The sequence below is a fragment of the Herbaspirillum sp. Her4 genome (assembly GCF_057961335.1).
In genome coordinates this window covers 4793103-4816279 of the sequence record NZ_CM176330.1, presented here as the reverse complement: position 1 = coordinate 4816279, position 23177 = coordinate 4793103, and the positions used below count along the sequence as shown (strand labels likewise).

At 62.7% G+C, this 23177-nt stretch carries 22 protein-coding genes; 16 read left to right on the top strand and 6 right to left on the bottom strand.

The window, feature by feature from the left end; translation table 11 throughout:
• Positions 1-163: 163 nt before the first annotated feature.
• Positions 164-1939, top strand: coding sequence for a methyl-accepting chemotaxis protein (locus ACWFUC_RS21765; protein ID WP_489623253.1), 1776 nt, complete (start codon positions 164-166; stop codon positions 1937-1939).
• 157 nt (positions 1940-2096) lie between these two features.
• On the opposite strand, the gene kdgD is transcribed toward ACWFUC_RS21765, so the two are convergent.
• Positions 2097-3017: a 5-dehydro-4-deoxyglucarate dehydratase gene (gene kdgD, locus ACWFUC_RS21760; protein ID WP_088757000.1), complete on the bottom strand. Its 921-nt coding sequence runs from the start codon at positions 3015-3017 to the stop codon at positions 2097-2099.
• Between the two features lie 275 nt (positions 3018-3292).
• Positions 3293-4060: a FadR/GntR family transcriptional regulator gene (locus ACWFUC_RS21755; RefSeq protein WP_489623252.1), complete on the bottom strand. Its 768-nt coding sequence runs from the start codon at positions 4058-4060 to the stop codon at positions 3293-3295.
• Positions 4061-4398: 338 nt separating this feature from the next.
• Here ACWFUC_RS21755 and iscR point away from each other — a divergent pair, with 338 nt between their 5' ends.
• The 9 genes from iscR to iscX all read left to right on the top strand — a co-directional run bounded on the left by iscR (position 4399) and on the right by iscX (position 10913).
• On the top strand, positions 4399-4893 hold the full coding sequence (gene iscR, locus ACWFUC_RS21750) for a Fe-S cluster assembly transcriptional regulator IscR (protein WP_034331344.1): 495 nt from the start codon (positions 4399-4401) through the stop codon (positions 4891-4893).
• Between the two features lie 17 nt (positions 4894-4910).
• Positions 4911-6164, top strand: coding sequence for an IscS subfamily cysteine desulfurase (locus tag ACWFUC_RS21745; protein ID WP_489623250.1), 1254 nt, complete (start codon positions 4911-4913; stop codon positions 6162-6164).
• An 81-nt stretch (positions 6165-6245) separates the two neighbouring features.
• Positions 6246-6644: a Fe-S cluster assembly scaffold IscU gene (gene iscU / locus ACWFUC_RS21740; protein ID WP_034331342.1), complete on the top strand. Its 399-nt coding sequence runs from the start codon at positions 6246-6248 to the stop codon at positions 6642-6644.
• A gap of 54 nt (positions 6645-6698) precedes the next feature.
• Positions 6699-7022, top strand: coding sequence for an iron-sulfur cluster assembly protein IscA (gene iscA, locus ACWFUC_RS21735; protein ID WP_006712826.1), 324 nt, complete (start codon positions 6699-6701; stop codon positions 7020-7022).
• A 190-nt stretch (positions 7023-7212) separates the two neighbouring features.
• Entirely contained in the window at positions 7213-7728 is a 516-nt protein-coding gene (gene hscB / locus ACWFUC_RS21730) for a Fe-S protein assembly co-chaperone HscB (RefSeq protein WP_134136110.1), read from the top strand.
• 13 nt (positions 7729-7741) lie between these two features.
• Positions 7742-8368 (top strand): LysE family translocator, encoded by a 627-nt coding sequence (locus ACWFUC_RS21725; protein ID WP_121042131.1) that lies wholly within the window; start codon positions 7742-7744, stop codon positions 8366-8368.
• 45 nt (positions 8369-8413) lie between these two features.
• Complete coding sequence (gene hscA, locus ACWFUC_RS21720; protein ID WP_343726095.1) at positions 8414-10279, top strand: Fe-S protein assembly chaperone HscA; 1866 nt, start codon at positions 8414-8416, stop codon at positions 10277-10279.
• A 55-nt stretch (positions 10280-10334) separates the two neighbouring features.
• Positions 10335-10673 carry an ISC system 2Fe-2S type ferredoxin gene (gene fdx / locus ACWFUC_RS21715; RefSeq protein WP_088756995.1) on the top strand — a complete coding sequence of 113 codons (339 nt, stop codon included), beginning with the start codon at positions 10335-10337 and terminating at the stop codon, positions 10671-10673.
• A gap of 45 nt (positions 10674-10718) precedes the next feature.
• Complete coding sequence (gene iscX, locus ACWFUC_RS21710; RefSeq protein ID WP_034331339.1) at positions 10719-10913, top strand: Fe-S cluster assembly protein IscX; 195 nt, start codon at positions 10719-10721, stop codon at positions 10911-10913.
• 86 nt (positions 10914-10999) lie between these two features.
• Here iscX and ACWFUC_RS21705 read toward each other — a convergent pair whose 3' ends face one another.
• Together ACWFUC_RS21705 and ACWFUC_RS21700 are read right to left on the bottom strand one after the other, a co-directional pair.
• Positions 11000-12319: a DUF1501 domain-containing protein gene (locus tag ACWFUC_RS21705; protein WP_489623249.1), complete on the bottom strand. Its 1320-nt coding sequence runs from the start codon at positions 12317-12319 to the stop codon at positions 11000-11002.
• A 15-nt stretch (positions 12320-12334) separates the two neighbouring features.
• The gene (locus tag ACWFUC_RS21700; RefSeq protein WP_489623248.1) at positions 12335-13828 is read right to left on the bottom strand and encodes a DUF1800 domain-containing protein; all 1494 of its coding nucleotides are present in this window, start codon (positions 13826-13828) and stop codon (positions 12335-12337) included.
• Positions 13829-14254: 426 nt separating this feature from the next.
• On the opposite strand from ACWFUC_RS21700, the gene ACWFUC_RS21695 reads away from it, so the two are divergent.
• Together ACWFUC_RS21695 and ACWFUC_RS21690 are read left to right on the top strand one after the other, a co-directional pair.
• Positions 14255-14980 (top strand): response regulator transcription factor, encoded by a 726-nt coding sequence (locus tag ACWFUC_RS21695; RefSeq protein WP_134136105.1) that lies wholly within the window; start codon positions 14255-14257, stop codon positions 14978-14980.
• Positions 14981-15709 carry a response regulator gene (locus ACWFUC_RS21690; RefSeq protein WP_121042121.1) on the top strand — a complete coding sequence of 243 codons (729 nt, stop codon included), beginning with the start codon at positions 14981-14983 and terminating at the stop codon, positions 15707-15709.
• 15 nt (positions 15710-15724) lie between these two features.
• On the opposite strand, the gene ACWFUC_RS21685 is transcribed toward ACWFUC_RS21690, so the two are convergent.
• A complete protein-coding gene (locus tag ACWFUC_RS21685) occupies positions 15725-16186 on the bottom strand; it encodes a rhodanese-like domain-containing protein (RefSeq protein WP_204725676.1) in 462 nt (153 codons plus the stop codon).
• Positions 16187-16685: 499 nt separating this feature from the next.
• Here ACWFUC_RS21685 and glnA point away from each other — a divergent pair, with 499 nt between their 5' ends.
• From glnA to ntrC, 3 genes are all read left to right on the top strand, one after another.
• On the top strand, positions 16686-18101 hold the full coding sequence (glnA, locus tag ACWFUC_RS21680; protein WP_034331334.1) for a type I glutamate--ammonia ligase: 1416 nt from the start codon (positions 16686-16688) through the stop codon (positions 18099-18101).
• A gap of 196 nt (positions 18102-18297) precedes the next feature.
• A complete protein-coding gene (gene glnL, locus ACWFUC_RS21675) occupies positions 18298-19371 on the top strand; it encodes a nitrogen regulation protein NR(II) (protein ID WP_034331333.1) in 1074 nt (357 codons plus the stop codon).
• Between the two features lie 137 nt (positions 19372-19508).
• On the top strand, positions 19509-21008 hold the full coding sequence (gene ntrC, locus ACWFUC_RS21670; protein ID WP_121042117.1) for a nitrogen regulation protein NR(I): 1500 nt from the start codon (positions 19509-19511) through the stop codon (positions 21006-21008).
• Positions 21009-21202: 194 nt separating this feature from the next.
• Here the strand turns inward: ntrC and ACWFUC_RS21665 are convergent, their stop codons facing one another.
• Positions 21203-22768, bottom strand: coding sequence for a methyl-accepting chemotaxis protein (locus ACWFUC_RS21665; protein WP_489623247.1), 1566 nt, complete (start codon positions 22766-22768; stop codon positions 21203-21205).
• Here ACWFUC_RS21665 and ACWFUC_RS21660 point away from each other — a divergent pair.
• Entirely contained in the window at positions 22767-23057 is a 291-nt protein-coding gene (locus ACWFUC_RS21660; protein ID WP_166675014.1) for a hypothetical protein, read from the top strand. The genes ACWFUC_RS21665 and ACWFUC_RS21660 overlap by 2 nt on opposite strands.
• Positions 23058-23177 lie beyond the last annotated feature (120 nt).

Genomic DNA, 23177 nt, shown 5'->3' with positions numbered 1-23177 from the left:
TGCCGGTGCACAATGCGAAAACGGACATTTGCTGACTGCCCTAACCGGGAATTGGGGGAGTTTTGGTGGGTTTGCCGCCGATATGAAGCGCGACGCGGTGTTGTATCGTCTGCGCCATGTTGTTCATTTCACTTGTTGTATCAAAATTAAGCGGAGAGAGGGAATGCGAAATCTGACGGTTCGCTTCAGCCTGATGAGCGCGCTTGCGCTGTTTTCATGCATGATCGTAGTGGGTGCTGCAGTGGGCATTTTTGCGCTGGGCCGCGCCAATGAGGCTACGGAGTACGTGCATGAGATTGCCGAGCACGTCATCGTCATCAATGACGCCTACAAGGACACCACCCGTACACGCTCGGCGCTCACGCGCGCCTATGCCAACCAGAAGGAAAAGAACGATCCTGCCGTCACCGAGGCTGCCCTCAAGAGTGCCCAGACGAGCTACGAGCGCGGCCTCAAATTCGTGGACGAGTTCAGCAAGTTGCCCGATCTGGCCGGCGAGGAGCCGGCGGTCAAGATGGAGCTGATTGAATCGGCGCGTGCCCTGTCCGATTTGTTGGCCAAGGCATCCAGCCAGTTGAAGGCCGGTGACACCGGTGCCTACTCCGACCTGAACGACAAGCAGATCAATCCGGCCGGTGGCCGGTTCTCCAAGGCGCTGGATGCATTCCAGAAACGCGCCATGGAACTCAACGACAATGCGGCCAGCGAGCGCACCCGTGAATACAACATGGTGGTCTGGATGGTGATTGCAGGTCTGATCGGCGCCATGTTCCTGGTGATCGGCGTGCATTTCCTGCTGCGCAACATCGTCTTGACGCCCCTGAACCGCGCCGTGCATCTGCTGGATCTGGTGGCCAATGGCGACTTGACCACCAAGGTGGACGTCCACAGCAACAACGAGATCGGCCGCCTGTTCTCGGCCATCCGCAGCATGCAGCAGGCACTGCTGACCACGGTCTCGCGCGTACGCAGCAGTTCGGACAGCATCGATACCAATGCCAAGGAAATCGCCGCCGGCAACATGGACCTGTCCTCGCGCACCGAGCAGCAGGCCAGCTCGCTGGAAGAAACCGCGGCCTCCATGGAGCAGCTGACCGGCACCGTCAAGCAGAACGCCGACAATGCCCTGCAAGCCAACCAGCTGGCGCATTCGGCCTCCTCCACCGCCAGCAAGGGCGGGGAAGTGGTGTCGCAGGTGGTCGATACCATGCAGGCCATCAATGAATCCTCGCGCAAGATCGTGGACATCATCAGCGTGATCGACGGCATCGCCTTCCAGACCAACATCCTGGCGTTGAACGCCGCGGTGGAAGCCGCCCGTGCCGGTGAGCAGGGCCGCGGCTTTGCCGTGGTGGCTTCGGAAGTGCGCTCGCTGGCCCAGCGTTCAGCCGCCGCCGCCAAGGAAATCAAGTCGCTCATCGATGCCTCTGTGGAGAAGGTCGAGGCCGGCAGCCAACTGGTCGAACAAGCCGGGGCCACCATGGGTGAAGTCGTCACCAGCGTGCAGCGCGTCACTGACATCGTTGGTGAAATCGCCGAAGCCAGCCGTGAGCAGAGCACCGGCATCGAGCAGGTCAACCGCGCCATCACCCAGATGGATGAAGTGACCCAGCAGAACGCCGCGCTGGTGGAGCAAGCGGCCGCTGCGGCCCAATCGCTGCAGGCCCAGGCCACCAATCTGGTCGGCGCGGTCAGCATCTTCAAGATCGATGCGCATCAGGTCGCCAGCCCGGCGGCCAAGCCGCGCCCGGCACCGATGGCACCGCCGCCGGCCCCGGCTGCGCCCGCTGCGCCTGCCTTGAAGCCTGCGCCGCCCGCCCCCGTTGCTGCTGCACCGAAGGCTGCTCCCAAGCTGCCACCTGCCAAGCCGGCCAAGGCCTCGCCGCCTGCGCCGGGCAGCCGCATCAAGGACGATGCACAGGATTGGGAAGAGTTCTGATTATTGGTGCTTCCCTTCACGAAAACCTCCGTCGCTCAGGCCACGGAGGTTTTTTTTCGGCCAGGGCCTGCACTTTCTTTCATATCGCCCAAAAAGGGAGGGGCCGCAGCTGCCTGCGGCCCCTCCCTCGGGTACTGCCGATCAGATCAGCCCGTCTTTATTGCGGACCCAGCTTCTTGATCAGTGCAGCCAGTTCTTCGTGCTCTTCCGGCGTGCAGTCGGTCAGGGGCGTACGCACCGGTCCGGCATCGTGGCCGACGATCTTGGCACCGGCCTTGACGATGGAGACGGCATAACCGGCCTTGCGGTTGCGGATGGCGAGGTAGGGCAGGAAGAAGTCATCGATCAGCTTGCCCACGGTGTCGTGGTCTTCCTTGGCGATGGCCTGATAGAACTCGACGGCGGTCTTGGGAATGAAGTTGAAGACCGCCGAGGAGTACACCGGCACGCCCAGCGCCTTGTAGGCGGCAGCATAGACTTCCGCAGTCGGCAGGCCACCCAGGTAGGTGAAACGGTCACCCAGCTTGCGGCGGATATGCACCATCGGTTCGATCTCGCCGATGCCGTCCTTGAAACCGATCAGGTTGGGGCAGCGGTCAGCCAGGCGTTGCAGGGTCTCGGCATTGAGCTTGCAGACTGCACGGTTGTAGATGATGACGCCGAAGTTGACCGATTTGCAGACCGCTTCCACGTGGGCGGCGATGCCGTCCTGGCTGGCTTCGGTCAGGTAATGGGGCATCAGCAGGATGCCGTGGGCACCCAGGCGCTCGGCTTCCTGGGCGTAGGCGATGGCCGCGCGGGTGGAGCCGCCGGCGCCGGCGATGATGGGCACCTTGCCGCGGCAGGTGTCGACGGCGGTGCGGATGATGTCCGAATATTCACCGGGGACCAGCGAGAAGAACTCACCCGTGCCACCGGCGGCGAACAGCGCGCTCGCGCCATAGGGCGCCAGCCATTCCAGACGTTCGATGTAGGTCTTGGGGCGGAAGTCGCCTTGCTCGTCGAAGTCCGTCAGCGGGAACGACAGCAGGCCGGAAGAGAGGATCTGTTTGAGGTCTTGGGGTGTGTACTGGGACATGGTTTCGCTCGACGCCGTTAGGAATGGGTTGGAAAACGAGGCAAATAGGATGAATGTTGTCTCTGATCTTCTTGTATCCAATTAGGATATCAGTCATCGTACAACATAAGATTTCAGAAAGCCAGTACTTTGTTGTGATGGTTTGCGCAGGGTGGAGGGCGGGATTTCCGGCCGGCCGGGCCGAGGAGATCGTCGGATGGCGGGGGCTTGCTGAAGAGGGGGGAGAACGGAAGCGGCCGATCCGTGCAGCACGGACCGGCCGGACTTGCGCGGGATCAGGCGTTGCCGGCGGTGCCCGATTCAGCTTCCTGCTGCGCGCGGCGCAGGCGCTCGCGGCTGTTGGTGAGGTGATTGCGCATGGCGGCGCGGGCGGCTTCAGCATCGCCGCGGGCGATGGCCTCATAGATGTCTTCGTGCTCGCGCTGTACCCGCTCCAGGTAGCTGGCCTGCTGGTCATGCGCCAGCTCGGCGGTATTGATGCGCTTGCGCGGGATCACCCCCATGCCGAGATGGCTGATGATCTCGATGAAATAACGGTTGCCGGTGGCATTGGCGATGGCGAAGTGGAAACGGAAGTCCGGGCCCACGGTGTCGCCGCCGCTTTTCTGGTTGGCGTGGAACAGGTCCAGCGCCTCGCGGACTTCCTGCAGCTGGGCATCGCTGCGGCGCGATGCGGCCAGGCCGGCGGTTTCGGTCTCCAGGCTGATGCGCAGCTCCAGCAGCGCCAGCAGGTCGCGCATGGTGGTGATGGTGGCCGGGTCGATGTTGATGTTGGAACCCTTCTTGACCTCCAGCACGAAGGTGCCGATGCCGTGCCGCGTTTCCACCAGTCCGGCTGCCTGCAGGCGCGAGATGGCTTCGCGCACCACGGTGCGCGAGACGCCCTGGGTCTGCATGATCTCGGATTCGGTGGGCAGCTTGTCGCCCGGGTTGAGGCTGCCGTTGGAGATCATTGCGGTCAGCGCCGCCACCACTTCCTGCGAAAGGCTCTGGGGCTTGCGGCGCGGGCGCAGCAGCGGGTTGGGGGTATCGCTTACATCCATATCGTTTTATTTCTCGGGAGCGCTGGCAGACCGGATTGTGAATGGTTGTGATCGGTCCGCATCAGGCGGGGTGAACATAGTCGCGCCATCTTACCAGATCGATAAGCCGCCACGACGCCAGGACCAGCCGTAGCCGTGAGAGTAGCGCACTTTGCGCAAGAGGTCAGACAAGTTTCAGGTGAATTTGTCGACGGCTTGCGCCAGGCCGGGTTTTGGCCGATATGAAGGAAAAGGCAGGGTACCTGACAGAATTACTCGGGTTTGCTATACTTGACTCAAATATTCGGGAATTCAGGGTAACCGGCCCCGCCGGTGCATTTGTTTCTGGAGCGAACTTCATGCGTCTTACCACCAAAGGCCGTTTTGCCGTGACTGCGATGATTGACCTGGCTTTGCGCCAGGGCAAGGGCCCCGTCACGCTGTCGGCCATCAGCGAGCGCCAGGAAATTTCTTTATCATATCTGGAGCAGTTGTTCGGCAAGTTGCGGCGTCACCAGATCGTCGAGTCCGTGAGGGGGCCCGGCGGTGGTTACAATCTCGCCCGCAAGGCGGCTGACGTGTCGGTCGCCGACATCATCATCGCGGTGGACGAACCCCTGGATGCAACCCAGTGCGGTGGCAAGGAAAATTGCCACAGCGCGGCGCATCCGGGCGGCGCACGCTGTATGACGCATGAGCTGTGGTCCACCCTGAACGAGAAGATGGTCGAGTACCTGGATTCGGTATCCCTCCAAGACCTGGTGGACCAGCAAAAAGAACCCAAGGCGGCCGAACACCGTGCCGCCGACTCGCAGAGCGTGGTGGTGATGCACCGCCCGCAAGCCGCAGCCTGATTTGGAGCAAGGACCTTATGAACGCACCCCTGGAAAAAAGCCTGCTGGAGACCATCAAGGCTCCGCACTTCCCGATCTACATGGACTACTCGGCGACCACCCCGGTCGATCCGCGCGTGGCCGACAAGATGATTCCCTACCTGCGCGAGCAGTTCGGCAACCCCGCTTCGCGCAGCCACATGTATGGCTGGACCGCAGAGAAGGCCGTGGAAGAGGCGCGTGAAGAAGTGGCCAAGCTGGTCAACGCGGATTCGCGCGAGATCATCTGGACCTCCGGTGCCACCGAGAGCAACAACCTGGCCATCAAGGGCGCGGCGCAGTTCTACAAGTCCAAGGGCAAGCACATCATCACCGTCAAGACCGAGCACAAGGCGGTGCTGGATACCTTCCGCGAGCTGGAACGCGTGGGCTTCGAAGCCACCTACCTGCAGCCCCAGGACAATGGCCTGGTCACGGTCGAGCAGATCGCTGCCGCCGTGCGTCCGGATACCATCCTGGTGTCGGTCATGCTGGTGAACAATGAAATCGGCGTGATCCAGCCGGTGCCGGAAATCGGCGAGTTCTGCCGCTCCAAGGGCATCATCTTCCACAGCGACGCCGCCCAGGCGACCGGCAAGGTCAAGATCGACCTGGAAAACTGGAAGGTCGACCTGATGAGCTTCTCGGCTCACAAGAGCTACGGCCCCAAGGGTATCGGTGCGCTGTATGTGCGCCGCAAGCCGCGCGTGCGCATCGAAGCACAGATGCACGGCGGTGGCCACGAGCGCGGCCTGCGTTCGGGCACCCTGGCTACCCACCAGATCGTGGGCATGGGTGAAGCCTTCCGCCTGGCGCGTGAAGAAATGGACAGCGAACTGTCCCGCATCCGCGCGCTGCGCGATCGCTTGGCCAAGGGCCTGCAAGAGATCGAAGAGACCTACATCAACGGCGACATGGATCATCGCGTGCCGCACAACCTGAACGTGAGCTTCAACTACGTGGAAGGTGAATCGCTGATCATGGCCATCAAGGACATCGCCGTTTCGTCCGGTTCGGCCTGCACCTCGGCCAGCCTGGAGCCGTCCTACGTGCTGCGCGCCCTGGGCCGCAGCGACGAACTGGCGCACAGCTCGATCCGCTTCACCATCGGCCGCTTCACCACCGAGGAAGATATCGATTTCACCATCCAGCTGATCAAGAGCAAGGTCGGCAAGCTGCGCGAGCTGTCCCCGCTGTGGGACATGTACAAGGACGGCGTGGACCTGTCCACCATCCAGTGGGCGGCCCACTAAACCAGGATTCTGCCAGCCATCGCCAGCAGCCGCAGCAGGGCAGGGGCGATGGCCGAAACCATCATCTAGGGAGCAAAGAACATGTCTTATTCCGAAAAAGTACTCGACCACTATGAAAACCCCCGCAACGTCGGCGCCTTCGAAAAGGGCGACGACACCGTAGGCACCGGCATGGTCGGCGCGCCGGCCTGCGGCGACGTGATGAAGCTGCAGATCAAGGTGGGCGCGGATGGCGTCATCCAGGATGCCAAGTTCAAGACCTACGGCTGCGGTTCGGCCATCGCTTCGTCTTCGCTGGTGACCGAATGGGTCAAGGGCAAGACCCTGGACGAAGCCCTGTCCATCAAGAACACCCAGATCGCCGAAGAACTGGCCCTGCCGCCGGTGAAGATCCACTGCTCGATCCTGGCCGAAGACGCCATCAAGGCTGCCGTGCAGGACTACAAGGCCAAGCACGGCGAACAGCAGCAAGCCGCCTGAGCGGCTTGACGGGCAGGACAGCAAGGCCGTTTTCGATTTCGTAAGGCAAGCATCATGGCAATCACGTTGACAGAGAAGGCAGCAAAACACATCAGCCGCTACATGGAGCGCCGTGGCAAGGGCATCGGCCTGCGCCTGGGTGTGCGCACCACCGGCTGCTCCGGCCTGGCCTACAAGCTGGAGTATGTGGATGAACAATCGTCCGAAGACACCGTCTTCGAGTCGCATGGCGTGCGCGTCTTCGTCGATCCCAAGAGCCTGCCCTACATCGATGGTACCGAGCTGGACTTCGCCCGGGAGGGACTGAACGAAGGATTCAAGTTCCAGAATCCGAACGTCAAGGATGAATGTGGCTGCGGCGAAAGCTTCCGCATCTGACCTGGATCTTCAGTTTCTTGTCGATGCCGTCGTACCGGCTTTGTGGTGCAGGCGGCCCCAGTGCTTAGCCGGACCGTGATAGCCCTGTGACAGCCTCGTGATTGCTCCCTGCGGGGCCGACCTGGTCACCGTCCGCCGTCCCTGATGTGCCAAGCCTGTTGCAGTCCGACAGGCTTTTTATTTTTCAGCCATGCAAAACCACTTCGATCTGTTCCAGCTGCCGCAACGTTTCGCCATCGACCAGAAGGCGCTGGAGCAGGCTTTCCACAGCGTGCAGGGCCAGGCGCATCCTGACAAGTTCGCACACGCCAGCGATGCCGAAAAGCGCGTGGCCATGCAGTGGGCCACACGTGCCAACGAGGCTTACCAGACGCTGAAGAACCCGTTGAAGCGCGCCCGCTACCTGTGCGAACTGCACGGCGTAGACCTGCAGACCGAATCCAACACCGCCATGGCCCCCGCTTTCCTGATGCAGCAGATGGAATGGCGCGAGACGCTTGACGACGCCAAGGCCGGCAAGGACATCGATGCCCTGGAACAGCTCAACACCGAACTGCTGACCGAGAAGAAAGCCGAGATCGCGCGCATCGAAGCGCTGCTGGATGCGGGTGACTACGCCGGTGCCGGCAAGCTGGTGCGCCAACTGATGTTCCTCGACAAGTTCGGGGCCGAGATCGGCGATGCCTTCGCCCTGATCGAAGGCTGACCGGAGACCCATGATGCCCGATCTGTTCCTGTTCCTGCTGGCCGCGATGACGCTGACCCTGGCACCGGGTCCGGACAACATCTACGTGCTCACGCGCGGCATCGCCCAAGGGCGCAAGGCCGGGCTGGTGGCTGCTGCCGGGTTCTGTTCGGGACTGATCTTCCATACCCTGCTGGCCGTGCTGGGCTTTGCCGCCCTCATCAAGGCTTACCCGCCGGCCTACCACGCGCTGCAATACGCGGGTGCCGCCTATCTGGCCTATCTGGGTGTGCGCACGTTGCGTTCGGCTTCCAGCGGCATCGCGATGTCGGCAGACGGGCAGGGCGCTGCTGCGGTCCCGCTGCGCCGCATCTATTGGCAGAGCGTGCTGGCCAATATGCTCAACCCGAAGGTGACGCTGTTCTTCATCGCTTTCCTGCCGCAGTTCGTGCAGCGCGAGGCTGGTCATGAAGCCCTGCAGATGCTGATATTGGCGCTGGTGTTCATTGTTCAGGCCTTCGTCATCTTCAGCGCCATCGCGCTCTTTTCCGGTGCCGTCGGTGCGGTCTTCCGCCGTCGCGCTTCCGCTTCCGTTCATCTGAATCGCCTGGCAGGCTGTGCCTTCATCGGCCTGGGCATCCGGATGGCCTTACCCGAATAACGGCGAGTCACTTCGCCCCAACGCTCCACGACGAGTCCACACCTTATGGCTTTACTGCAGATTTCCGAACCGGGCATGTCCACCGCGCCACACCAGCGTCGTCTGGCCGTCGGCATCGACCTGGGCACCACCAATTCGCTGGTGGCGACCGTACGCAACAGCATTCCCGAAGTCCTGGCCGATGATGACGGCCGCGTGCTGCTGCCCTCGATCGTGCGCTACCTGCCCAACGGCCATGCCAACATCGGCTACAAGGCGCAGGCCGCGCAGACCATTGATCCGCGCAATACCATCGTCTCGGTCAAGCGCTTCATGGGCCGTGGCCTCAAGGACATCGCCCACGCCGAGAACATGCCCTATGACTTCCAGGACCAGCCCGGCATGGTGCAGATCAAGACCGTGGCCGGCGTGAAGAGCCCGGTGGAAGTTTCGGCCCAGATCCTGGCCACGCTGCGCCAGACCGCTGAAGATGCCCTGGGCGACGACCTGGTGGGTGCCGTCATCACCGTGCCCGCCTACTTCGACGATGCCCAGCGCCAGGCCACCAAGGACGCGGCGCAACTGGCCGGTCTCAATGTCCTGCGCCTGCTCAATGAACCGACGGCGGCCGCGATCGCCTACGGCCTGGACAATGCCTCCGAAGGGATCTTCGCGGTCTATGACCTGGGTGGCGGTACCTTCGATATTTCCATCCTCAAGCTCACGCGCGGCGTCTTCGAAGTGCTGGCGACAGGCGGCGATTCGGCCTTGGGCGGGGATGATTTCGATCATCGCCTGTTCTGCTGGATCAGCCACGAGGCGCAACTGCAGCCGCTGTCGGATGAAGACACGCGCCTCCTGATGGTCAAGGCGCGCGAAGTCAAGGAGCTGCTCTCCACCAAGGATGAAGTGCAGATCGATGCCGTGCTCAAGTCCGGCGAAGAAGTGCACCTGTCGATTACCGCCGCACAATTCAACGAGATCACCCAGCACCTGGTCGCCAAGACCATGGCCCCGGTCCGCAAGGCCCTGCGCGATGCCAGCCTGACGGTGGAAGACGTGGATGGCGTGGTGCTGGTCGGCGGTGCTACCCGCATGCCGCACATCCGCCGCGCGGTGGGCGAGTTCTTCAAGACCAATCCGCTGTCCAACATCGACCCCGACAAGGTGGTGGCGCTGGGTGCGGCCGTGCAGGCCAATCTGCTGGCCGGCAACCGTGCGCCGGGTGACGACTGGCTGCTGCTGGACGTGATCCCGCTGTCGCTGGGCATCGAGACCATGGGTGGCCTGGCCGAGAAGGTCATCCCGCGCAATTCCACCATCCCCTGTGCCCGCGCCCAGGAATTCACCACCTTCAAGGATGGCCAGACCGCCATGGCGATCCACGTGGTGCAGGGCGAGCGCGAGCTGGTGGCCGACTGCCGTTCACTGGCCCGCTTCGAGCTGCGCGGCATTCCGCCGATGGCCGCCGGTGCGGCGCGCATCCGCGTGACCTACCAGGTCGATGCCGATGGCTTGCTGGCGGTGTCGGCGCGCGAGATGACTTCGGGGGTGGAAGCCTCCATCACCGTCAAGCCTTCGTATGGCCTGGGTGACGATGAAATCGCCCGCATGCTGCAGGAATCCTTCAGCTCGGCCGATGAAGACATGCAACGCCGCGCCCTGCGCGAAGAACAGGTCGAAGCCGAGCGCATCGTCCTGGCCACCCGTTCGGCCCTGCAGGCCGATGCCGCGCTGCTGTCGGAAGCCGAGCGCGTGGCCATCGAAGCGCAGATCGACGCCGTGACGGCCGCCGCGCAAGGTGCGGATCACCTCGCCATCAAGGCGGCGGTGGATGCGCTGGCGCATGGCACGGAAGAATTCGCCGCACGGCGCATGGACCGCAGCGTGCACGCCGCGCTGGCCGGCAAGAAACTGGACGAAGTCGCGTAAGCGATGTCGTCACCCCGAATACTGTAGACACGATAGACAAGACACGAGAGCCACCATGCCCCAGATCGTCATCCTCCCCCATCCGGTCCTTTGCCCTGAAGGCTCGGTGATCGATGCCCCCGCCGGCAAGACCCTGTGCGATGCACTGCTGGACAGCGACATCGACATCGAGCACGCCTGCGAAAAGTCCTGCGCCTGTACCACCTGCCACGTGGTCATCCGCGAAGGTTTCGAGACCCTCGGTGATCCGACCGACAAGGAAGAAGACCTGCTGGACATGGCCTGGGGCCTGGAAGCGACGTCCCGCCTGTCTTGCCAGGTGGTGCTGGGCGAAGACGACCTGACCGTCGAAATCCCCAAGTACACCATCAACCACGCTTCGGAGAATCACTGATCTTCCGAGGTTTTCGTTCGGTGCCATGGCACCGGGGAGACTGACATGAAATGGACTGATACCCAGCAGATCGCCGAGGAACTCTACGACAAGTTTCCCGAGGTCGATCCCAAGACCATCCGCTTTACCGACCTGCATCGTTGGGTGATGGAGCTGGAGGGGTTTGAGGATGATCCCAATCGCTCTGGCGAGCGCATTCTGGAAGCCATTCAGGCGGCGTGGATTGCCGAGGCTGAATGACTCGGACAGCTGCTGTAAAAGCGAAAAACCGCATCGATTCGATGCGGTTTTTTCACGTTTGACGTATCTGCGATCTCTGCAAAATATCAGATGAAGAGATCAGAAATCCCTCTTGCCCCCGTAGTGTATTGTGGAAAAATTTTCTCCAATGCCTGATCCGGGATGCGCATATGCCGCTCTGACAGCGCACACAAGACCGCGCGAAAATCGGTCGTGATCGCCAGATCGCGCCCTTCGTTCAAGGCCGTCTGATTCAGCCCCGGCCACTGACCATAAATCTTGCCGCCGCGCAGATTGCCCCCCATCAGCCACATCGCATTGCCGTGGCCATGATCGGTCCCGCCGTTGCCGTTCTCCTTGAAGGTGCGGCCGAATTCGGACATCACCACGATCACCGTGTCATTGAAGGCTGGCCCCAGTTCACGCGCCAGCGTGGCCAGGCCCGTGGCCAGCGGCGACAGACGTCCAGCCAGTTGGCCGGTCCCGTTGCCTTGTCCGATGTGCGTATCCCAGCCCCCCACGGCCAGGAAGGCCAGGCGGATGCGCGGATCATGCCGCATCAGCCGGCCCAAGCGTGCCGTATCCATGGAGAGGCCATTGGGCAGCGGCGCGCCGTTGTTGGCCATCTGCTGCTCCTGGCTGTTGATCTCGGCCATGAGCTGCTTGCGCGCGGCCATGCCATCGCGATAGGCCTTGCCCAGCGCATCATCACCGCCATACAGCGGATCGAAGACCTGGCTCCAGCGCGGCTGGTCAATCATGCTCGGACTCGTGGCATCGCGCCCGGTCTGCAGATTGGCCGCCACGTTGTGGCCGCTCAGGATGCGCGGCGTGGCGCTGCCGACGTTGATGGCCTGCAGAGGCGACTCGGCCGGCGGCAGGTAATCCATCACCCGGTTGAGCCAGCCATCGCGCGTGCTGTGCTGGCCGGGTGTGCCGGTTTCCATATAGTCCTGCGCTTCGAAGTGCGAGCGCGAGCCATCGGGCGAACCCGATGCATGCACGAAGGCCAGCTGCCCGCTTTCCCAGTACGGCATCAGCGGCTGCAGCGCCGGATGCAAACCGAAGTAACCGGTCAGGTCCAGCGCGCCGTTGGCCTGGCCGGGACGTGCCACCGCAATGGTCGGACGCGCCTGGTAGTACAGCGGATCGCCATGCGGCACCACCACGTTGAGGCCATCGACGGCCCCGCGCAGGAACACCACCACCATGCGCGGCGCACCGTCACCCTGGGCATGCGCGCGCGGGGCAGGGGAGCCGTAGGCCACCTTGCCGGGTGTGTGGTTGCTGCGGCTGATGGTCTGGTCACCGGTCGGCACGACAGCACAGCCGGACAAGCCGATCGGCACCAGGATGGCGCCGCTGCCGGCAGCGCCCAGATAACGGAGAAAATGGCGGCGGTTCATGCTGGCCTCCAGCGGTTAGCGTTTCATGAAATCGGGACTGCCCAGGACCAGGCCGGCACGCTGGTTCTCAGGTGCGGCATTGATCTGTGCGGCGGTGGCCGGCGTGATCGCCGGGCCGAGGGTGCGCAGCAAGGCCGCTGCGTCCAGCGGCGGCGCCTCCGTATTGGAGGGCGCAGGCGCGCCTTCCACGCGGGCGATCGGTGACTTGCCGCTGGCCAGGTTGCCGGCCAGATTGATCCGCCGCAGCAGCGCGCCGGGATTGAGCCAGGCCGCCTGCGAATACTTGTAGCCCTCGGGCGTGAGCCAGCCGTACAGCGGCATGCCGAATTGCCCCAGTTCGCCATTGACCGGCTTGGGATTTCGCACCGGAATATCACCCGCGCGCAGGGCCGAGACCACGAACTGGTACGGCGTCTTGAATTGCGTCTGGTAATTGCTGCGGGCCCAGAATTGCGGACTGTCGAACAGGGTCTGCAACACGGCCCGGATATCGCCATGGCTGGCCAGGAATTTCTGCGCCAGCTTGTTCACCAGCGCCGGATCGGGTTGGTCGGCGACGAAGTATTCCACCAACTGGGTCGAGATGAAGCGTGCCGTCGACGGATGATTGGCCAGGATGTCCAGCGCCGCTTCGCCTTCCTGATAGCCGCTCGCCTGCAGCGGTTTGCCGAGGAAGATCTTGGGGCCGTTGTCATGCCGTTGCGCGGCGAAGCGGAAGGGCGAGGCACCGGCCTTCATGGCGTCCACATCGATGGTCCAGCCGGAGAGGATGCGCGCCAGCGTGATCACGTCGGCCTGCTGATATCCGCCATTTACGCCCAGCGTATGCAGCTCCATCAGCTCGCGTGCATAGTTCTCGTTGAGCCCCTTGAAGCGGCCGCGCGCACCGGGCGTGCCGGCACCGCTGGAGAGCCAGTTGTCGAGGTAGTAGAGCATCGCCGGATGATGCGCCACCGCCCCCAGCAGATCGCGGAAGTTGCCCAGGGCATAGGGGCGGATGGCGTTCTTTTCATAGTCGCCCACCCAGTAGCGCACCCACTCCTTGCCTTCGAAGACGTTGAAGTGATTGGCCCAGAATTCCGTCATGACTTCTTCCAGCTGGCGCGGGCTTTCGCTGGCCTGCAGCAGCCGCGCCATGTGGAATTGCGGCGTCAGTTCGCGCGGCGCGCGCTGGCGCGCGGCCTGCTGCTCTTCCTTGCTGGCGCTGCGGTCGAAGGAGGGCGGGCCATAGTCGACGAACAACTGTGCCGGCGTCATCTGCAGCCCCGGCAGCGCCGCCAGGCGCGCCTGCAAATCATCGGGCAGGGGGATGCGCTCTGGATGCAGTTGCTGGTCGATGTAGCGTTTTACGCCCATGCGCTCCACCTGCTCCAGATCGCCGGGACGCGGCCCATAGGCGAGCCGGTTGAGTACGTGCAGGGCGCGCTCCTGTTCCGACAGCGGGGCACTGGTGGAAGTCGGCCCAGCCGCCTGGGCCTGCCCCAAGGTGCAGGCAACCAGTGCCAGCATCAGCCAGGCTGAACGTGAAGGAAAAAGCTGCTTGAAGGGCGCTTGCATCGACGAGCCTCGCGAGGTCGAAAATTGGGGAGAACAGCTGCAGGCCAGTATGGTGATGGACTTGCACGCGGGCTGTAATAAAGTGTAATGCGCGGGTCTGGCCGCACCGCGATCCCGTGCTGCTGCGGCCGAGCGCCACTGTAGCGCAGCAAGCATTGTTCTTCATACAGGGTGTTACAAAGCTGACGCCTTCGTCAGCTTCCCGCAAGCGCGGTAAAGTATAAAAATTCTGCGATTTGTCACTGTTTTTCAGACGATTCTTATGCGCCGGAAGGCGGCGCTCGACCACAATAACGCCTTCGTCAGCGGCTGCATCAGAAGGGGGGCTGATGATGCACCGCAGCGGCTTCACATGATCAGAATACGAGGGGATAGCGCATGACATGGACCTTGGCATCGGCGTTGCGCATCGCGCTGCTGGACGACCACGCCGTGGTGCGTTACGGCCTGGCCAAGCGTCTGGCCGAGGAGCCGGATTTCACCGTGGTCGGCGCGTTCGCCACGAGCAAGGAGCTCATGGCAGCCCTGCGCGCCTCGCCGGCCGATCTGCTGCTGATCGATTATTCGCTGGGCAGCAATGACATCGACGGTCTCAACCTGATCCGCGCCTTGCGCGTGCGCTTTCCGCGTTCCAAGATCCTGGTGACCTCGGCCCACAGCAGCCCGGCGACGGTGGCCATGGCGATGAAGGCGGGGGCACGCGGTTTCGTCAGCAAATCGCAGGAGCTGGCCGAACTGATCCTGGCCATCCGCACCATCAGCCGGGGACGCGAATATCTCAACAGCACCATGACCCGCGAGCTGGCCATCATGCAGGCCGCCGAAGCGGCCACGCGCAGCCAGCCCGAAGTACGCCCGCCGCGCCGGCGACCGCGCGGCACCGACGTCTCGCCGGACTCGCTGTCGGACATGCCCAGCCTGTCGCCACGCGAACGGGAGGTCCTGCGCTGCTGCCTGGACGGCATGTCGGTCACCGACATCGCGGAAAAATTCGCACGCAGCGTCAAGACCATCAGCGGGCAGAAGCAATCGGCCTTCCGCAAGCTGGGCGTGCGCAGTGACAACGAACTGTTCAAGATCGAATACCAGATCAAGGAGCTGTAAATGCCGCACCAGAGGGAAAGCGCCACTACCGGGCAACGTGAACCGGCCGTGCTGCTGGTCGATGATTCCGTCACCATTCGTTACGCCATCCAGAACCGCCTGCAGCGGCTCGGCTGCCAGGTCGATTGCGTGGCCGATGGCGGCAGCGCATTGGCCGCCATCCGGGCGCGGCCCTACGGGCTGGTGCTGCTGGATTGCTTCCTGCCCGACATCCCCGGTCAGGAAGTCGCCCGCCAGGTGCGGCAGCTGGAACAGACGCAGCGCCAGCGTCCTTATACGCCGCTGATCGGCATTTCCGCCGAAACCGATGCCCTGCATGTGCAGCGCTGTCTGGACAGCGGCATGGACGGCATGCTTCCCAAGCCCCTGCAGACCCAGGCCATCCGGCGCCTGCTGGCCCTCTGGTGCGATCTCGACAATGAAGAGGATGGCCAGGCCATGACGCCTGAACAGGAATATGGACAGGATCTGGACCGGCTCTTCCTGCAAACCACCCGCAACGATCTGGCGGCGCTCGAACAGGCCAGCCTGCAGGGCGACAGAGGAAGGATGGTGCAGCTCGCACATCGCATGAAGGGAGCCGCCCTGACCATGGGCCGGCTGGAATTGGTGGCGCTGCTGGATTGCGTGGAAGAAGCGCTGCGCGCCGAGGCCGATGGCCAGGCCGCCATCAGCCTGCTGCTGCAGTCGCTGGCCAGTGCCCTGCAGGCGCGCAGCCTGCAGGCCTGATTCCGTCAGCTTCGTTCAGGCACCCGCCCACGGCAGGCCGGCCTTGCACCAGCCCTCGATGGTCTTGCGGTGGCCGTTGGCGTCCTTGTTGCCTTCAAAGCCTTCCAGGATATCGAAGCACTGCGTGTAGCCGTTTTCCGTGGCCAGCTTGGCGGCATGCTTGGAACGCACGCCCGAGCGGCACAGGAACAGCAGCACTTCACCGGGCCGGGCGACTTCCTGCAGTTGTTCGAGGAACTGCGGATTGGGCTTGCCCTCGGGGTAGAGATTCCATTGCACGGCCAGATGCTGTCCGGACGGGATCTGGACCACGCCGACCCAGTCACGCTCGGCGCGGGTGCGCACGTCGACCAGCTTGATGGCGGGATCGGACTGCAGCAGGGCCAGGGCTTCCTGCGGGGTCACGGCACCGGCATAGGGCAGTTGCCCGTCGGTCGCGCGTTGGGTGGCAGTGCTGAGAATCGAATCGTTGCTCATGGGTAAAGCCTCTGAAGAAGAAAGAAGCGCGTACAAGGAAGCGCAGGAATGCCGGTGAAAGCCCCTGAAGCGCAACGAAGCCAGTGAAGGCAATGTGCACCCAGGGGAGATGATTTTAAACAATATAAACAGTTAGGCAATTTTCCCAAGCTGGTGCACGCATGGCAGTTCATCCGGGGCTGCCCCAACACGGCGCATGCGCTATAGTGGTGCAATTCATGTCCAAATTCACGGATATGCATTTTATTGGTGCATTATTGGTAAATTGCACTAAAATAATGCATATCTGCAGTGCCTCTGCACCGCGTGCAGCGCCCCAACTGGCGCGTCCTCCCTAAAAACTTCCATTATTGGCGCACCCGAAAGGTTGGTGGCATGGAATCTGCTATCATCCGCGACTGAGTTCGGCGCAAGACCGTTGTATCAAATGCAAAGATCCAGTCGCAGAAAACGGCTCAACACCCCAATTTATACTACTTCCTCGTTTTAGGAGATTCGCATGGCAAGGACGGCCGCAGAGGTTTTGAAGATGGTGAAGGACAACGAAGTCAAGTTTGTCGACTTCCGTTTCGCTGACACCCGTGGCAAGGAACAGCACGTTTCCGTGCCTGTTTCGCATTTCGACATCGACAAGTTCGAATCCGGTCACGCCTTCGACGGTTCGTCGATCGCCGGCTGGAAGGGTATCGAAGCCTCCGACATGCTGCTGATCCCGGACCCGAACACCGCCAACATCGACCCGTTCATGGAAGAGACCACCCTCTTCATGCAATGTGACGTGATCGAGCCGTCCGACGGCAAGGGCTACGACCGCGATCCGCGCTCCATCGCCAAGCGCGCTGAAGCCTACCTGAAGTCCTCCGGCCTGGGCGACACCGCCTACTTCGGTCCGGAACCCGAATTCTTCATCTTCGACGGCGTCCGTTGGGGTGCCGACATGTCCGGTTCCTTCGTCAAGATCGACTCCGAAGAAGCTTCCTGGAGCACCGGCGCCAAGATCGAAGGCGGCAACTCCGGCCACCGTCCGACCGTCAAGGGCGGCTACTTCCCGGTTCCCCCGGTCGACAGCTTCCAGGACATGCGTTCGGAAATGTCCCTGATCCTGGAATCCCTGGGCATCCCCGTCGAAGTGCACCACCACGAAGTCGCTGGCGCTGGCCAGAACGAACTGGGCACCAAGTTCTCGACCCTGGTCGAGCGCGCTGACTGGACCCAGACCCTGAAGTACGTGATCTGGAACGTCGCCCACACCTACGGCAAGACCGCAACCTTCATGCCCAAGCCGCTGGTTGGCGACAACGGCTCCGGCATGCACGTGCACCAGTCGGTCTGGAAGGATGGCAAGAACCTGTTCGCTGGCGACGGCTATGCCGGCCTGTCCGAGTTCGCGCTGTACTACATCGGCGGCATCATCAAGCACGCCAAGGCCCTGAACGCGATCACCAACCCCGGCACCAACTCGTACAAGCGTCTGGTCCCCGGCTTCGAAGCTCCGGTCAAGCTGGCCTACTCGGCCCGCAACCGTTCCGCTTCGATCCGTATCCCGCACGTGGCGAACCCGAAGGGCCGCCGCATCGAGACCCGTTTCCCGGATCCCCTGGCCAACCCGTACCTGTGCTTCTCGGCCCTGCTGATGGCCGGTCTGGATGGCGTGCAGAACAAGATCCACCCGGGCGAAGCTGCCACCAAGGACCTGTACCACCTGCCGCCGGAAGAAGACAAGCTGATCCCGACCGTCTGTGCTTCGCTGGATGAAGCCCTGGAGCACCTGGACAAGGACCGCGAGTTCCTGACCCGTGGCGGCGTGTTCACCGACAGCATGATCGATGCCTACATCGAGCTGAAGATGCAGGAAGTCCAACGCTTCCGCATGACCACGCACCCGATCGAATTCGACATGTACTACTCGCTGTAATCGAATCCGCATCCGGAGAAAAAGGGGAAGCTTGCTTCCCCTTTTTTTATGCGCGGCGTGCCGCCTGCTGCAGGGCAGTGCGCCCGAAAATTGCTAGTCAAAACAGATCCAGTACAACATCCGCCGCGGCAAGCCTTTGCAAGATGCAGCCAGACCGGCACGAGACGACATGACCCCAGGCATCAAGAATCCTCCCATGAAGACACCGCTCCCATCCCTCGATGGCCTCGACCTGCTGGCCTCGGCCGTGATCATCCTCGATGCCAATGGCGGCATCGTCTACGCCAATGCCGCCGCCGAGAACCTGCTGGAGAGCTCCTTCAAGGTGCTCTCGCAGCAGAAGCTCTCGGAGCTCTTCCTCAATGGCAAGGAGCTGACCGCGCTGTTCTACCAAGCCATCGAACACCAGTTCGCCGACAAGCGCCTGGACCTGGTGCTGGAGCGTGCCAACCGCGAGCCGCTGCAGGTCCACACCATCGTCACGCCCCTGGACAGCACCGACTGGCCGGTGCTGCTGGAGCTGCGCGAGAACGTCCAGCAACTCAAGCTGGACCGCGAAGAGCGCATGTTCGACCAGAGCCAGGCCAACAAGGAACTGATCCGCAACCTGGCCCACGAGATCAAGAATCCGCTGGGCGGTATCCGTGGCGCCGCCCAGCTGCTGGAGCTGGAGTTGCCCGAGCGCCACCTCAAGGAATTGCGCGAATACACCCAGGTCATCATCAAGGAAGCCGACCGCCTGCAGACCCTGGTGGATCGGCTGCTGGCCCCGCACCGCCACCCGCACATCGTGGGCGACGTCAACATCCACGAAGTCTGCGAACGCGTGCGCAGCCTGGTGATGGCCGAATTCCCGCAGGGGCTGACCATCAAGCGCGACTATGACCTGTCGATCCCCGAATTCCGGGGCGACAAGGAGCAACTGATCCAGGCCGTCCTGAACATCGTCCACAACGCTGCGCAAGCGCTGGCCGACCGCATCCGTGCCGGTGATGGCGAGCTGATTCTGCGCACGCGCGTCTCGCGCCAGGTGACGCTATCCAAGGTCAGATACCGGCTGGCACTAGACTTGCATATCATCGATAACGGTCCGGGCATTCCTCCCGACATCCAGGAAAGAATCTTCTATCCGCTGGTGTCGGGTCGCGAGGGAGGCAGCGGACTGGGGCTGACCCTGGCGCAGACCTTCGTGCATCAGCACATGGGGGTCATCGAATGCGACAGCCGGCCCGGTTGTACCGATTTCAGAATACTTATACCGCTGCCGTGAGCATGGCCGCAGGCGGCGCGCCAAAGCCGAGTGGATGCAGAGCATCCGGTCCACCAAGGGGGCTGCGGACAGGGCGTCAGAAGCGCCGTGGATCGCGGGAGCATTAACAGCATGACCAACGCAGGAAGAAGTTATTTATGAAGCCAATCTGGATTGTTGACGACGACGAATCGATACGCTGGGTGCTCGAAAAAGCCCTGGCCCGAGAAAATCTCGCCACGCAGAGTTTTTCCAGCGCACGCGATGCGATGGCAGCCCTGCAGAACGGCACGCCGCAAGTGCTGGTGTCCGACATCCGCATGCCCGGTGCCTCCGGCCTGGAACTGCTGCAGACCATCAAGGCCAAGCACCCCGGCATCCCGGTGATCATCATCACCGCCTTCTCGGACCTGGATTCGGCGGTCTCCGCCTTCCAGGGCGGCGCCTTCGAATACCTGGCCAAGCCCTTCGACGTCGACAAGGCGGTCGAACTGATTCGCCGCGCGCTCGACGAGAGTCTGCGCGAAACCGACATTGAGCAGGGTGCAGCCCAGACTCCCGAAATCCTCGGCCAGGCACCGGCGATGCAGGACGTCTTCCGCGCCATCGGTCGCCTGTCGCAATCCAATGTGACGGTGCTCATCACCGGCGAATCCGGTTCCGGCAAGGAGCTGGTGGCGCGTGCCCTGCACAAGCACAGCCCGCGCGCCAGCCAGCCGTTCGTGGCACTCAACACGGCGGCCATCCCCAAGGACCTGCTGGAATCCGAACTGTTCGGCCATGAACGCGGTGCCTTCACCGGCGCGCAAGCCATGCGCCGTGGCCGTTTCGAGCAGGCCGAAGGCGGCACGCTGTTCCTCGATGAAATCGGCGACATGCCGCTGGACCTGCAGACGCGCCTGTTGCGCGTGCTGTCCGACGGGCACTTCTATCGTGTCGGCGGCCATCAGTCGCTGAAGGCCAATGTACGCGTCATTGCGGCCACTCACCAGAACCTGGAGCAGCGTGTACGTGAAGGTTTGTTCCGGGAAGACTTGTACCACCGCCTGAACGTGATCCGCCTGCGCCTGCCCAGCCTGCGCGAACGCAGCGAAGACATTCCCATCCTGGCCCGCTACTTCCTGGCACAGAGCGCGCGCCAGCTCGGCGTGGAAGCCAAGCGCCTGTCGCCGCAGGCGATGCAGTTCCTGTCGCAGCTGGAATTCCCCGGCAACGTGCGCCAGCTGGAAAACCTGTGCAACTGGATCACCGTGATGGCCCCGGGCCAGACGGTCGAGATCAAGGACCTGCCGCAGGATCTGGTGGAAGAACGCGTCCATGCACCGCAACCGGCGCAGACCGTTTCCGCGCCCGCCTCGGCGGCTGCCGTGGCCGCACCGGTGGCGTATGCCGATCCGGCGTCCGCCGCTGCACCGGCGGATGCGGCGGCCGGCAACTGGATCTCGCTGCTGGAAGTGGAGGCGGCGCAGATGCTGGCCTCCGAACAGCCCGAGGTGATGGACATCCTCGGTCGCCAGTTCGAAGCAGCGCTCATCAAGATCGCCCTGAAACATACCCACGGCCGCAAGAACGATGCTGCCGTGCGCCTGGGCATCGGCCGCAACACCATCACCCGCAAGATCCAGGAACTGGGGATCGGCGGCGCGGAAGACGACTGATCCGCAGCGACACCATCAAGCAGGGGAGGTCTGCCCGCGTGCCGCCGCGTGGGCAGCATCAGCAAGGGGAAGAGGCGGCGGCCAAAAAAAAGGAAATGGCCTGGATCGCGAGATCCAGGCCATTTTTATTGATGCTGCTGATAAACGATTTATAAAATTTAAATCATTTGGTCAATTCAGCAAGAGGGGCGCGTTCACATGGCCAGGCGCGGCATGTGCGGCTGGCCATTGGTCGCCAGAGCGGGCGTGAGCGGTGCAGCCTGCAGGAGCTGCGCATCGATGCGGAACACCGAGGCCGCCGCCGTCAATTGTTCGGCCTGTTGCATCATGGCCTGGGCGGCAGCAGCGGCCTGTTCCACCAGGGCGGCGTTTTGCTGCGTGACCTGGTCCATCTGCAAGATGGCTGCATTGATTTGCGTGATGCCGGCGCTTTGCTCTTCCGAAGCATGCGCGATGTCGCTGATGATGCGGGTGGTATCGACCGAGGCGCGCATGACTTCGGCGATGGTGCCGCCGGCCTTTTCCACCAGCGTCGTGCCGCTCTGGATGCGCCCCACAGAGCCTTCGATGAGTCCCTTGATTTCCTTGGCGGCACTGGCGCTGCGCTGGGCCAGCGCGCGCACTTCGGTGGCCACCACGGCGAAGCCGCGGCCGTTCTCGCCGGCGCGTGCCGCTTCCACGGCGGCATTGAGGGCCAGGATATTGGTCTGGAAGGCGATGCCTTCGATGACGCTGATGATGTCCGACATCTGGTGCGAGCTGACGGCGATCTCGCGCATGGTGCTGACCACTTGCGCGATTTCCGTTTCACCACGGCGGGCCACATCGGCACCGGCACTGGCGACGTGGCTGGCCTTGCGGGCGTGGTCGGTATTCTGCTGCACGGTGCTGGTCAGCTGTTCCATGCTGGAGGCAGTTTCCTCCAGTGAAGCAGCCTGCTCTTCGGTGCGCTGCGAGAGATCGGTATTGCCCTGGGCGATTTCGCGTGCGGCCACGTGGATGGCACCGCTGGCCTGCTGGATCTGGCCGACCAGACCGGCCAGCTGTTCGCGCATGGTCATGAGCGAATGCATCAGGCTGGCGCGGTCACCCTTGCGCAGTTGCAGTTGCGCGCTCAGGTTGCCGGCGGCGATCTGGGCCGACAGCCACATCGCTTCGGCCGGCTCGCCACCCAGCTGGCGCGTCAGGCGGCGGCTGATCAGCAGTGCGATCAGCAGGCCGATCAGCGCCGATGCCAGGGTCAGGCCGATGATCAGCATGCGGCTGCCGGCATAGGCTTCGCGCGCGCTGGTGGCGGCCTCGGCGACGCCCTTTTCGTTGACGGTGATGAGACGCTGGATCTGCACTTCCATCGCCGCGCGCAGCGGGAAGAGCTGGTCTTTCATGATGTCCACGGCCTGCTCCTGCTTGCCTTGCTCAAGGGCGGCCAGCATCTGCTGGCTCACGGCCAGGTACTTGGGCAGCAGGGCCTGCAGCTCGTCGTAGGCGGCTTGTTCCTCAGACGTATGGATGAGCGGACGATACTGGTCGGCGGCGCTGGTGTAGCGTCCCAGCGAGGCGGTCAGGCGCGTGCGGGCATCCTGCATGCGCTGCGCATCATTGGCGGTGAGCGCACGATACTGGGCCAGGTTGAAGGCGCGGATCTCGGCCTGCATGGTCTTGGCCGTGGCGACGCTGGGCATGAGGTTGGTCTGCACTTCGTTGAGCTGTGCGTCGACGGTATTGAGTCCGTACCAGGCCGCCGCACCGAGCACGGCCATGAACAGGATCAAAACGGAAAAACCCAACATAAGCTGGGTGGCAACTTTGGTCTGTCTGAAATTCACGATATCCCTCAGGGGCTGGCCTGCCGCCACTGACGGCAGACGAAGGGTGGATGATGATTCCGGCGCAGGCGCAAGGCCTGCAAGGGAGAGCGGCAGTGCCGTCAGGATGGGCTCCGGGGGAAGCGCTCTGAACTTTAATGGCAGTCTTGCCCAAATTCAAGATGAATTTGACGAGGTGATGCCAAACGGAAACACTCTTTCAATTATGCTTATCAATGCATAAATATGGATTGGCAACAAGTTGACCGAAGTGCCACCGCAGCTCGATCAAGATTGACTAATTGCGTAGTGCGCACCCGATGACCAGTCCCTCAAGAAAAATGGCCAGGATCGGGGGATCCTG